This window comes from Planococcus chinensis (assembly GCF_042681545.1).
Lineage (GTDB): Bacteria > Bacillota > Bacilli > Bacillales_A > Planococcaceae > Planococcus > Planococcus chinensis.
In genome coordinates, this window is sequence record NZ_JBHUFW010000004.1 from 561357 (window position 1) to 574110 (window position 12754).

General features: G+C 48.2%; 9 protein-coding genes. All 9 read left to right on the forward strand.

What is annotated here, in order from left to right; genetic code table 11:
- The first annotated feature begins 6 nt into the window (after positions 1-6).
- Positions 7-1467 carry a UDP-N-acetylmuramoyl-L-alanyl-D-glutamate--2,6-diaminopimelate ligase gene (locus tag ACFSDB_RS05085; protein ID WP_204892668.1) on the forward strand — a complete coding sequence of 487 codons (1461 nt, stop codon included), beginning with the start codon at positions 7-9 and terminating at the stop codon, positions 1465-1467.
- 109 nt (positions 1468-1576) lie between these two features.
- On the forward strand, positions 1577-3145 hold the full coding sequence (locus ACFSDB_RS05090; RefSeq protein ID WP_204892667.1) for a peptide chain release factor 3: 1569 nt from the start codon (positions 1577-1579) through the stop codon (positions 3143-3145).
- 153 nt (positions 3146-3298) lie between these two features.
- Positions 3299-6358 carry an efflux RND transporter permease subunit gene (locus ACFSDB_RS05095; RefSeq protein ID WP_204892666.1) on the forward strand — a complete coding sequence of 1020 codons (3060 nt, stop codon included), beginning with the start codon at positions 3299-3301 and terminating at the stop codon, positions 6356-6358.
- 74 nt (positions 6359-6432) lie between these two features.
- Positions 6433-7515: an SDR family oxidoreductase gene (locus tag ACFSDB_RS05100; protein WP_204892665.1), complete on the forward strand. Its 1083-nt coding sequence runs from the start codon at positions 6433-6435 to the stop codon at positions 7513-7515.
- A 217-nt stretch (positions 7516-7732) separates the two neighbouring features.
- Positions 7733-8521 carry a TerC family protein gene (locus ACFSDB_RS05105; protein ID WP_204892664.1) on the forward strand — a complete coding sequence of 263 codons (789 nt, stop codon included), beginning with the start codon at positions 7733-7735 and terminating at the stop codon, positions 8519-8521.
- A gap of 173 nt (positions 8522-8694) precedes the next feature.
- Positions 8695-9444, forward strand: coding sequence for an RNA polymerase sigma-I factor (gene sigI / locus ACFSDB_RS05110; protein ID WP_204892663.1), 750 nt, complete (start codon positions 8695-8697; stop codon positions 9442-9444).
- Positions 9444-10646 (forward strand): anti-sigma-I factor RsgI family protein, encoded by a 1203-nt coding sequence (locus ACFSDB_RS05115; protein ID WP_204892662.1) that lies wholly within the window; start codon positions 9444-9446, stop codon positions 10644-10646. The genes sigI and ACFSDB_RS05115 overlap by 1 nt, the downstream gene beginning before the upstream one ends.
- A 113-nt stretch (positions 10647-10759) precedes the next feature.
- The gene (locus ACFSDB_RS05120) at positions 10760-12109 is read left to right on the forward strand and encodes a TrkH family potassium uptake protein (RefSeq protein WP_204892661.1); all 1350 of its coding nucleotides are present in this window, start codon (positions 10760-10762) and stop codon (positions 12107-12109) included.
- Positions 12110-12298: 189 nt separating this feature from the next.
- Positions 12299-12742, forward strand: a complete 444-nt coding sequence (locus tag ACFSDB_RS05125; RefSeq protein WP_204892660.1) for a MarR family winged helix-turn-helix transcriptional regulator — start codon at positions 12299-12301, stop codon at positions 12740-12742.
- The last annotated feature ends 12 nt before the right edge of the window (positions 12743-12754 follow it).

Here is a 12754-nt window from a genome sequence, read left to right on the forward strand (position 1 = left end):
ATTTTCATGAACACAAAATTATTATTCGAAAATGTTCCTTATAACAGCATTATTGGTTCATTGCCGGAAACCGTCAGCAGCATCACCATGGATTCCCGTGAAGCGTTACAAGGATCATTGTTCGTTTGCATTAAAGGCTATACCGTCGACGGGCATGATTTTGCCGCTCAGGCGGCCGAACAAGGGGCGTCGCTGATCGTTTCGGAAAGGCCTCTGATTGTCGGGGACACGCCTGTCGTTCTTGTCGAAGATACCGACCGTGCGCTTGGTCTCCTCGCGGCGAAGTTTTATGAGTACCCGTCTAAAAGTTTGCATATGATCGGGGTGACCGGCACAAACGGCAAAACAAGCGTTGCCGGGATGCTGCATTCCATGCTGATGGAACTTGGGGAAAAATCTGCGTTGTCCGGCACGATCGGGTTCAATTTGAACGGCCAGCTGCACCAGTCGGCCAATACAACGAGCGACGCGCTAACGACCCAGCAAATGATTGCGCGGGCAAAAGAAGAAGGCTGCAGCCATATGACCATGGAAGTCTCATCCCATGGCCTAGTGCTTGGCAGGCTTGCCGGGGTGGAATTCAAGACGGCAGTCTTTACGAATTTGACGCATGACCACTTGGATTTCCACGGAACGATGGAAGAATACGGCCACGCAAAAGGCTTGCTGTTTTCACAGCTCGGCCAAGATCTGCAAGTGAAAAAGCAGGCGGTGCTCAATGCCGACGACCCTTGGTCGAAGCGTTATGCTGACATGACTTCCCATCCGGTCTTTACATACGGAGTGGAGATGCCCGCCCAGTTCAAAGCGGAACGGATTGAACTGGGGCACAGCGGCACGAAGTTCACCCTGGTTTGCCCACTAGGTGAGTTCGATGTCTCGATGAAGCTTCTAGGGAGCTTTAACGTTTCCAATGCGCTGGCAGCCATCACCGCGCTTTATGCGGAAGGCTATCCGCTCGAAGGGGTCATTGCCGCATTGTCGCGCATCGAACCCGTGGAAGGGCGCATGCAGAAAGTTGAGCTGGAAGCGCCGATATCGATTTTCATCGATTATGCCCATACACCGGATGCGATTGAAAAAGCGATAGACGCCGTTGCGGACTTTAAGACAAACCGCATCATTTTCCTCGTCGGAACGGGCGGGAACCGCGATAAGACCAAGCGGCCGATCATGGCGGAAAAAGCATCGGTTGCCGATTACGTCGTCTTGACGACGGATGATCCGCGGGATGAAGCATACGACAGCATCTTGCGCGACCTCCAATCCGGCATGAAGCACCAAGAGTTTTCCTGCATCGGAGACCGGGCGGAAGCAGTGAGGCACGCCATCCGGCAAGCAGAGCCGGGAGATATCATCATCCTCGCGGGCAAAGGCCATGAAGATTACCAAATCATCGGTTCGACCAAATATCCGCATAGCGACAAGGATATCGCCATCGAAGAAACCATAAAGAAATTTATGTGAAAAGAAGCCTGAAATGGCTTCTTTTTTCTTGGCGGGCTGTTGAAAATTCTTGTCTTTTCGGGCCCCCTTCTCTAATATGGGAAGAGTAGAATTAAAGGAGCGTATAATGATGCCAGACCAATTAAAAGAAGAAATCCAAAATAGAAGAACCTTTGCAATCATCTCCCACCCGGATGCAGGGAAAACGACATTAACAGAAAAGCTTTTGCTATTCGGCGGAGCGATCCGCGATGCCGGTACGGTAAAAGGCAAGAAAAGCGGCAAGTTCGCAACATCCGACTGGATGGAAATCGAGAAGCAGCGCGGCATCTCCGTAACATCATCCGTTATGCAATTTGACTATGACGGTCACCGCGTCAACATCCTGGATACTCCAGGACACCAGGACTTCAGTGAAGATACCTACCGGACGCTGATGGCTGTCGACAGTGCCGTCATGATCATCGACGTGGCCAAGGGAATCGAAGCACAGACGGTGAAATTATTCAAAGTTTGTAAAATGCGCGGGATTCCGATTTTCACGTTTATCAATAAAATGGACCGCCAAGGAAAAGAACCGCTTGAACTGATGGAAGAATTGGAAGAAGTGCTCGGCATCCAGTCGTATGCCATGAACTGGCCGATTGGCATGGGGAAAGAATTCCTCGGCATTTACGATCGTTTCAACAAACGCATCGAGCCTTTCCGTTCTGAAGGCGACCGCTTCATGCCTTTGGATGAAAATGGCCGTCTTGCAGGTGAGCACGACATGACCAAAACTTCTTATTATACGCAAGCGCTTGAGGATATCGATCTTCTCGACGAAGCGGGCAATGACTTTTCGATTGAACGGGTGAAAAAAGGTGAATTGACGCCTGTATTCTTTGGCAGTGCGCTGGCAAACTTCGGTGTAGAGACCTTCCTGGAAACTTATCTCCAGTTTGCACCACCCCCGCAGCCCCGGCTGACGCAGGAATCAGAATTGATCGATCCTTTGGAAATGCCGTTTTCCGGTTTCATTTTCAAAATCCAGGCGAACATGAATCCTGCCCACCGGGACCGCATCGCATTCGTGCGCATTGTTTCCGGGAAGTTTGAAAAAGGCATGAACGTGTCGTTGGCGCGGACAGGGAAGTCCTTCAAGCTGACGCAGACGACACAATTCCTTGCCGATGACCGTGAAATGGTCAATGAGGCCGTTGCCGGCGACATAATCGGTCTGCACGATGTCGGCAACTATCAAATCGGGGACACCATCACGAGCGGGAAGAAGTTCCAATTTGAGAACCTGCCGCAGTTTACCCCTGAGCTTTTCGTCAAAGTGACTGCGAAAAACGTCATGAAGCAGAAGCATTTCCATAAAGGGATCCTGCAGCTTGTGCAGGAAGGCGCAATCCAGTATTACAAAACCCTTCATTTGGAAGAAGTGATTCTGGGGGCGGTCGGACAGCTTCAGTTTGAAGTGTTTGAACACCGGATGAAAAACGAGTACAACGTTGAAGTCCGCATGGAACCGATCGGCAATAAGATTGCCCGGTGGATCGAAAACGAAGAAGATGTCAAAGAGTCAATGTCGAGCGGACGTTCAATGCTTGTGAAGGACCGTTACGACAACCTTGTATTCCTGTTTGAGAATGAATTTGCTACACGCTGGTTCCAGGATAAAAATCCGGAAATCAAGCTTTATAGCCTTTTATAAAATCAGACCCGCTTCGGCGGGTTTTTTTGTCCAAATTATGCAAAAGTGCTCGTTCTGAATGGAAAATGGCCGTGAAAAGGGTCATTAAAGTTTGCGGTTCCATTTGATTTTTTCTATGATAAAAGCACGAGATAAAGAGAGGGTTTGGAGCAAATGAAATTAAGCGATTTTTCCATAAAGCGTCCGGTTTTCACCATCGTCATCATGTTTTTGGTCATTCTGTTAGGGGCGGTATCGTTTTTTAAAATTCCGGTCACACTGATTCCGGAGTTGAATCCGCCCGTCGGCGTCGTGGTGACTAACTACCCGGGTGCTAGCCCTACGGAAGTGAGCGAAAAAGTGACCAAGCCCCTGGAAGCGAATCTTGCGACGCTGCCGGGAATTGAATCCCTCCAATCTTCCTCCGAAGAAGGTTCGAATTTCATCCTGCTGGAATTCGACTGGTCCACCGACATGAACGATGTCCAGACGGATATCATGCAGCGGATTGACCAGACTCCAATTCCGGAAGATTCCAACCGCCCGCAGTTTTTCAAGTTCGACCCGGCGCAGTTCCCGGTCATCCAGCTGGCAGTCCGTGCAGCTGAAGGCGGGGAAGATGTCCGTGTCCTGGCAGAAGAACTTGAAAAAGAGCTTCTTCAGACAGAAGGAGTGGCCAGCGTCAATATTTCCGGATCCTTGACCGAAGAAATCATCATTTCGCTTGACCAGGAAAAATTGGTTGAAGAAGGACTCCAGCTTTCAGATATCGTCCAGTTGATCCAAGCGAACAATGTCTCAATGCCTGGCGAACCGATCCAGACAGAGGATGGCCGCCAGCTGACGACACGCATTGTGTCTTCGCTCGCAAGTGTAGATGAAATCCGTGACCTGGTGGTGACGGTGAATCCGCTTGACGGTGAAAATATCACGGTCGGTGATGTAGCCCAAGTGGAACTCGGCGAACAGGAACAAAGCAGTGAAACCCGGGCCAATGAAGAGCCGGCCGTTTTGCTGTCGGCGCTCCAGGAGTCGGGTGCCAATACAGCTGAAGTTTCAAGCGCGTTCCAGTCAAAACTGGATGAGCTTTTGGAGGAAGAACGGTTTGAAGGCGTCGAGACTGATGTTCTTTTTGACCAAGGGGACTATGTCCGCCTGGCTGTCGGCAATATCGGGCAGACGCTCGTATATGGCGGGATCTTTGCCATGCTGGTGCTGTTTTTCTTCCTGCGCGGCATCAAGAGTCCGATCATTATCGGCGTGGCGATACCTTATTCGGTCATTGTAACGTTCGTCTTGATGTATTTTGCCGATTTTGCGTTAAATATCATGACGCTGGGTGCTTTAGCGCTTGGAATCGGGATGCTCGTCGATAATGCCATTGTCGTCATAGAGAATATCGAGCGCCATCTGGCCATGGGCAAAAACCCGAAACAAGCTGCATCTGAAGGAACAAAAGAGGTGGCCGGAGCGATTACCGCCTCGACTCTGACGACTGTTGCGGTTTTCGTGCCGGTCGTGTTCATCACCGGTTTGATCGGGGAGATTTTCTTTGAATTCGCTGTAACAATTTCCTTCAGTTTGTTTGCCAGCTTGTCTGTCGCTTTGACGGTGATTCCGATGCTTGCCTCGCGCATGCTCGATAAGCCGAAAGGCAACCTCGAAGCCCGTCAGCGCCGTTCAAAAGGCATGAAGAATTTTGAGCGTTCCGTTGTCTGGGCACTGGCTCACCGCTTGATTGTAATTCTAACCGCATTGGTCTTCCTGGGAATCGGCATCTTCGGTGCGCTTAGAGTCGGTACTGAATTCCTGCCAGCAACCGATGAAGGGTTCGTCAGTGTATCGATTGCCCTCGAAACCGGATCATCTCTTGAAGCAACAAATGAAGTAGTCGATTCGATCGAAGAGGAATTGAAGAAAGAGGATGACATCGATGTATTTGTCAGCTTGGTTGGCAGCACTCAGCAAGGCCAAGCTCAGGGGACGACCCAGACGAATATAGCAGAACTGTATATTAAGATGATTCCGCTTGATGAACGGGAACGTTCAGTATTTGAATTCGTCGATGATGTCCAGCCGGGAATCATCGAGAAAATCGGCGAGAAGGCTGAGGTCAGCTTTAATTTGCAGACTGCGGCAGGCTCTTCGCCGAATACTTTGTCCTTCACGGTCACCGACACTGATAAAGCGCGTCTTGATGAAGCGATCGGACGCATCAGTTCCGAGCTTCGGGCATTGCCGGCGGTCACGGAGCTGACGAATGACCGGGAAGAGACCATCGATGAAATCCAGCTGCGAGTCGATCGGGAGGCAGCCACGGAAAACGGGCTGCCGCCAGCGCAAATTGCCCAAACGGTCAATAATCTGACGCGCGGTGTCTTGACGACGCAGGTGCTGACGGAAGAGGATGAAGTCCTGACCGTTTTCACCGAGCTGGATCTTGTGTTCAGAGACAATGTCGATAAATTGCGTGTCCTTCAACTGCGTACGCCTTCCGGCGGGTTTGTCGAACTCCAGGATCTCGCTGAAATTGAAGTGTCTCAAGGACCGGCCGACATCAAGCGCGTCGACCAGGCTGACAGCGTTGCTTATACGCTTCAGCACCGTTCCGATGTCACACTGGGTGAAATGTCGGATGAGGTGGACGCTGCACTCGAAAGCCTCGATTTGGACGATGGCACCCAGATCACCTTCGGCGGTGACCGAGAACTGTTTGAGAATGCGATCAATGATATGATGCTTGCCGTCATTCTGGCGGTCGTATTGGTTTATATCGTCATGGCTGCCCAGTTCGAATCGTTCAAGTATCCATTTGTCATCATGTTCACGGTACCGCTCATGGTCATCGGCGTCTCGATTGCCTGGTTTGTAACAGGAACTCCGATCAGCATCACGGCGGTGATCGGGCTCCTTGTCCTGGTCGGGATCGTAGTCAACAACGGGATTGTTCTGGTTGACTACATCAACCAGAGAAAAGCTGCGGGCATGGATTCGTATGATGCAATCGTGACTTCTGTCCGGGACCGTCTGCGGCCGATCCTCATGACCGCACTGACGACCATCCTCGGACTCTTGCCGCTGGCTTTGGGGATTGGCGAAGGGACAGAAATCAACCAGCCGATGGGCATCACCGTTATCGGCGGCTTGATCAGTTCCACATTCCTGTCGTTGTATATCGTGCCGATTGTCTATAGTTTATTCGACCGAAAGACGAGAAGATTGTCCAAAAGATGAGCCAGTGGCTCATCTTTTTCTTTTGTGAATTTTGTTGGAATATTATGTATAATGAGTGAAAGGGGTGTTTAAAGATGAGAGAAAGCATTTTTACCGGTTTTCCAGGCTTTATCGCAAGCCAACTGATCCGGCGGTCGATTGCAGAGGGGTCCTCCGTTTCAGCAATCGTTTTGCCAAGCGAAATGGAAAAGGCGCAAAAAGAAGTAGAGAAGATCCAGAACGAAAGCGGATGCGGCCCGATTCGGCTGATGGCCGGTGATATAACAAAAAGCGGTTTAGGGCTTAGCGCTGCGGATGCCGAGTTTATCCGTAAACAGCAAAGCGTCGTCTTCTGGCACCTGGCAGCCATCTATGATTTGGCTGTGCCGCGCGCTATCGCTTGGAAAGTGAATGTCGAAGGCACGGGACATGTCAACGATTTTATCGAGACGATCCCCGGCTTGCAGCGCTATATGTATTTCAGCACAGCGTATGTAGCGGGTAAAAGGGAAGGGACGCTCTACGAAAATGAATTGATCCGGCCGGATCAATTCAAGAATTTTTATGAAGAAACAAAGTATGAAGCGGAAGTGCTGGTGAATGGGCTCAAGAGCAAGGTGCCGTTGACGATCATCCGGCCGGGCATTGTACGAGGTGATTCCAAAACAGGGAAAACGATAAAGTTCGATGGTCCGTATTTTTTCCTAAATATGATCGACCGGGTGCGAAAGCTGCCATTTATCCCTTATTTGGGGAGTTCAGTTTCGTTCATCAATGTAGTGCCAATCGATTATATTTTGGATGCCAGCATGTATATCAGCACGCTTCCTGAAGCTGCAGGAAAAACGCTCCATTTGACGGATCCAAAGCCTCATCCGGTCGAGGAAGTATACCGCAAGATGGTGGCTGAGATGACCGGTAAATTCCCCAAATCCCGCTTGCCTCATAAAGCAGCGGAGATTTCATTGTCGGTACCTGCTGTCCGGAAATTTTTAGGGGTCGAAAAAGAAACTTTGGATTACCTGACATGGCAGGCGTCTTTCGATACCTCTACCGCGCAAGAACTGCTTAGAGGGAGCGGCATCCAATGCGCCGATTTTCTGGAGTCGATGCCTGCAATGGTCCGTTTCTATGAAGAACATAAAAAGGACAAAAAATACCATATCGCCATACGCTAATGTTTTACTTCAATAGAAATAATGCTATAATAGCAATACAACTCAATACACTTTGACTTTCAGTCAAGGGGGAGTAGCTGTAGGGAAACCTATTTCATAATCGTCAATACATGGTTAGTAACCATCGGTTATGATAGCAATTTAAATTGCTTAGCGAGACCTTTGCCTTTTATTAGGCAGGGGTCTTTTTTGCTGGCAAAAATTAGGAGGAGAAAGAATGGAAGCAGTTTTATTGGAGTACGCTTGGGTCCTGCTAGTACTAGTCGGGCTTGAAGGGTTGCTCGCTGCGGATAACGCAGTCGTAATGGCCGTCATGGTCAAACATTTGCCGAAAGATCAACAGAAGAAAGCATTGTTCTACGGTTTATTAGGGGCTTTTATTTTCCGTTTCGCCGCCCTATTCATGATTACTTTGCTCGTCAACATCTGGCAGATCCAGGCGCTGGGGGCGGCTTATCTCTTGTTCATTTCCATTAAGAGCATTTATGATCAGCGAAAAGGCGACAGCGATCATATTCTTGATGACAAAGGTGAGAAAGTCGAGAAAAAAGGTTCTGGTTTCTGGATGACCGTTTTGAAAGTTGAATTGGCGGATATTGCGTTTGCCATCGACTCAATGCTGGCAGCTGTTGCACTTGCTGTAACCTTGCCGCATTTGAACGTATTCGGAATGGACGACATTGGCGGCATCAACTCCGGACAGTTCTTCGTCATGCTTGCCGGCGGTTTGATCGGTGTCATCATTATGCGTTTTGCTGCACATAAATTTGTTCAGCTATTGGAGAAATACCCGCAGCTCGAAACAGCAGCATTCGTTATCGTCGGCTGGGTAGGGGTTAAACTCCTCGTCATGACATTATCTCACGAAAATGTCCATGTCTTGCCGCATGATTTCCCGCACTCGACTCCTTGGACATTGACCTTCTGGACAGTGCTCATCGGTATCGTTGTAGTTGGAGCGCTTCTTGGAGTGCGCCAAAACAAAAAAGAAGAAGAAACAGAGTGAAAAATGAAGCTCCCTTTGGGGGCTTTATTTTTTTTGTGAAAGAATTTGGAAATACGGACATAAAAAGTCTGCGAAGGCCGAATACCTATAAAGTAATATCTTTTATACCTTTTCTTTTACAATTTCTGCCGTTACAATCAGATGTAGCTAGAAGTTGAGAAGAGGTGAACGGTGTGTTAATTGCTGCATTAAGCGGCTTATTCGGTCGGAATGAGAAGTATTCAGCAGAAGAATTGGCTTTGCTTGCCCAACAAGGCGACACTAATGCGTTGAATAACTTGCTGCATTCTTACGCGCCGTTCATGAAAAAAGCTGCTTCCCAAGTCTGTAAACGGTACATAGACGACCATGATGATGAATTCAGCATTGCGATGTCAGCTTTTCACGAAGCGGTCAAAAGCTATGAAAAGGGCAAGAATGCTTCGTTCCTGACATTTGCCCATATGATCATCCGCAGGCGGATCATCGATTTTATCCGTAAGGAAAGCCAGCGAAACGAATTCAGCCACCCGTTCAATTCCGTTATTGAGGAAGAAGAAGGAAATGGGTGGATCGAAGATTCAGAAGCTATCAAGAGTTTTACTATAGAACAGCAGACAGTAATGCGCCGAGAGGAAATCGCGATTTATGAAGAAATGCTTTCTTCCTTTGATTTAAGCTTTGAGACCTTGGTGAAAGTTTCCCCGGGGCATGAAGATTCCCGGAAATCCTGCATGCAGATTGCCTTGCTTGTTGCTGAGACGGACGAGTACCTGCAGTATTTGATGGAAAAGAAGAAGCTGCCGATCAAGGATATTGAAAAAATGGTGGACGTTTCCCGGAAGACCATTGAACGGAATCGGAAATTTATTATTGCTGTTGCTCTATTGATCAATAGTGAGCTGCATTATTTGAAAGATTATTTAAAGGAGCGGTTGATTTGATGAAAATGCAGAAAGGCATATGTGTTAAAAAGAAAAATAGCCGCTCCATTTTCCTCCTGGAAGATGGCCGTTTTTTGGAAGGGAAACCGGTCAATGCGACGGATGTTGGCGAAGAAGGGTATTTTGAACCCGCCTCCCGCGGCTTTGGCATGCACTGGGCGAAACTCGTGGCACCTGCCGCTGCATTAGCTGTGGCATTCATGCTCCTGTTCTCGACAATGATGCCGTCAGAAGAGGCGTATGCCTACATCCAATTGGAAGCAAATCCGGGAATCGAGCTGGGGATTGATGAAGATATAGAAGTGATTTCTGTCCGGCATTTAAATGATGACGGAAAGAGGATGATCGAGAAGCTGGGCGATTGGGAGGGTGAATCCCTTGATGAAATCCTGGCGCGCTCAATTGACTTGGCTGCCGGTTCGACAACGGAAGAAGTGACCATTACCACAGTTCCCGGCGAGGTCGAGGGATCGGAGAAACTGCCCGTCGAGCAAGCAGTACTGGCGGTGGCAGTGGCCGCTGTTAAAAAAAACGTCGACATCCATCTGAAAAAAGCAACGCATCAACAATGGAAAAAGTCGGTTCAGGAAAATGTGCCGGTTGGCCAGAAAGTTCAAAAGTTCACTCCTGTAGCTGTTGAAGAAAATACGGGAACGCTAAAAACGAAAGGGTTTGGAACGCCTACCGGACATGTCCATCCTGAGGACCCTAAGCCTGCAGCACCGCCCGGACAACAGAAAAAAGCGGATGCTGATGTGAAAAAGGATAAGGAAACTATGCCACCTGGCCAGCAGAAAAAATTGGATGGCAGCGTGAACGCAAATCCGGTGAATCCTCCAAAGCAGGAAAAGAAGGCGGACCTGCCAAAATCGGAGCGGAAAGCGAATCCGCCTGCAGCAGGGAAAAAAGTACAACCTCCTGCCAAAGCAGCCCCGCAGGCCGCAGAACCGAAAGCGAAAAAAGCAACGCCGAAAGTTAAAGCGAACTCTGAAAAAACAAAGCCGAAAGCTGAAAAAACACCACCACCTGTTAAGGAAAAGAAAGTGAATCCACCTAAGAAAGAGAAGAAAGTAAAACCGCCGGAAACAAAGAAAAAAACACCGGTACAGGGAACGACGAAAAACCGCAAAACCCCAGAACAGAAGAAAAAACTCAAGGATTCACAAAAAAAGAACAGCAACAGCAAAAAAGGGCAGAAGTGATATTTCTGCCCTTTTTCCATTGGATTTTGAAAGAAATAGAATTGCCCCTTTCTTTTTACATTTTCTTTTCATAGAATAAGTAGAGAACAGAAGGCCGAAAGGAAATGAGCTCCATGAACCAATCTTTTCAAAAGATCCGCAATCTAACACCAGCGCAAGCAATTGTCTCTTATTATTTTGTCGCAATTGCTATTTCCTTTTTGCTTTTGAGGCTCCCTAAAGTGCATCAGACCGGCGTGGAACTATCCTATATTGATACCTTATTCACTGCAATCAGTGCAGTAAGTGTTACAGGATTAACCGTTATCAACGTTTCAGAAACCTATACCGTATTTGGAATTGTCATGCTGATGGTCATCCTTCAGCTTGGAGGAATCGGCATTATGTCAATCGGCACTTTTTTCTGGCTATTGGTAGGAAAGCGGATCGGACTGCGTGAACGGCAGCTGATCATGGTTGATCATAACCAGTTCAATATGTCGGGTGTCGTAAAATTGATTCGAGACATTATTAAAATTCTTTTGCTGATTGAACTGGTAGGAGCTATCATCCTGACCGTTTACTTTACCCAATACTACGATACATTTAGTGAAGCGCTGCTGCATGGAGTGTTTGCTTCGATTTCTGCCACCACGAATGGCGGATTCGACATTACAGGCAACTCGTTGGCGCCATATTTTAATGATTATTTCGTCCAGATCATCAACATGATCCTCATCATCCTCGGTGCTATCGGTTTTCCGGTGCTGATCGAGTTGAAAGAGTTTCTTTCGAACAAAAACAAGAATTTCCGGTTTTCGCTGTTCACGAAAATCACGACGTCGACGTTCGGAATTCTGCTGCTGATTGGCACCATCGGGAATTTGGCGCTGGAAAGCACCAATTCGCTTAAGGGCATGTCGTGGCATGAGAAATTCTTTGCTTCGCTGTTCCACTCGGTGTCCTCGCGTTCAGGAGGATTAACGACAATGGATATCACCGCTTTTAGCGAAGCGACAGAAGTGTTCCTGAGCGCCCTCATGTTCATCGGCGCTTCTCCAAGCTCGGTGGGCGGCGGCATCCGGACGACGACCTTTGCGATAGCGGTCCTGTTCTTGATCAATTTTGCCCGCGGAAAGAACAGCATCCAGATCTTCAGCCGGGAAATCGAGCTGATCGATGTATTCCGGGCGTTTGCCGTCATCATTTTGGCGGGTTTTATGGTCCTAGCCGCAACGATGGCTTTAATCATTTCCGAACCGCATGCATCGGCAGTCGCCATCCTTTTTGAAATTACTTCGGCGTTTGGAACGTGCGGGATGTCGCTCGGCATAACGGATGATCTTTCGAGCTTCGGCAAGGTTGTCATCATGGTGCTGATGTTCATCGGACGGGTGGGATTGATTTCATTCCTGTTCACCATAGGCGGAAAAACGGACCCGACAAAATTCCATTACCCGAAAGAGCGTGTAATCATCGGATAAGCGGCCAAATCCTTTTCTGCTTAAGAAAATGTGCATCGGAGTGGCAAAGCTCCATGCTGCTTTAAAACGGCCGGAAAACATTAATAATCGTTCATTTTAAAGGTGGACAATCAATCTTTTGTGCCTTTTTCATTCAAAAGGACTATAATTGAAAATAGCAGATCTTTAATTTGGAAATGAGTGGATACTATGAACGAAGATATCAAACAATCGCTGAAGCTTTTTATTGTGCTGTCCCGCGCCCATAAAGCGATCACGGAACAGACCAACCATTTTTTCCAGGCCCACGGCATCAATCCGACTGAATTTGCAGTGCTGGAGCTTCTTTACCATAAAGGGAAGCAGCCCTTGCAGAAAATTGGCGGAAAAATCCTTTTGGCCAGCGGCTCGATCACTTATGTCATCGACAAACTGGAAAAGCGGGGCTTCATTACCCGCGTCAATTGCCCGACTGACCGCAGAGTGACCTATGCGGAGATTTCAGCAGACGGCAAAGAATTTATGGGCAAAATCTTTCCGGAGCACGAACAGAACCTGCATGAATTGACGAATGCACTGACCCCGGAAGAGAAGGACCAGGCCATCGAATTGATGAAAAAACTGGGCCTTTCCATCAAAGATTTATCTTATTGAAACAAAAGAGTG

Bases quoted from the DNA above. Each gene is read 5' to 3' on its own strand.
- ACFSDB_RS05085 (WP_204892668.1), top strand. From the start codon at position 7: ATGAACACAAAATTATTATTCGAAAATGTTCCTTATAACAGCATTATT.
- ACFSDB_RS05090 (WP_204892667.1), top strand. From the start codon at position 1,577: ATGCCAGACCAATTAAAAGAAGAAATCCAAAATAGAAGAACCTTTGCA.
- ACFSDB_RS05095 (WP_204892666.1), top strand. From the start codon at position 3,299: ATGAAATTAAGCGATTTTTCCATAAAGCGTCCGGTTTTCACCATCGTC.
- ACFSDB_RS05100 (WP_204892665.1), top strand. From the start codon at position 6,433: ATGAGAGAAAGCATTTTTACCGGTTTTCCAGGCTTTATCGCAAGCCAA.
- ACFSDB_RS05105 (WP_204892664.1), top strand. From the start codon at position 7,733: ATGGAAGCAGTTTTATTGGAGTACGCTTGGGTCCTGCTAGTACTAGTC.
- ACFSDB_RS05115 (WP_204892662.1), top strand. From the start codon at position 9,444: ATGAAAATGCAGAAAGGCATATGTGTTAAAAAGAAAAATAGCCGCTCC.
- ACFSDB_RS05120 (WP_204892661.1), top strand. From the start codon at position 10,760: ATGAACCAATCTTTTCAAAAGATCCGCAATCTAACACCAGCGCAAGCA.
- ACFSDB_RS05125 (WP_204892660.1), top strand. From the start codon at position 12,299: ATGAACGAAGATATCAAACAATCGCTGAAGCTTTTTATTGTGCTGTCC.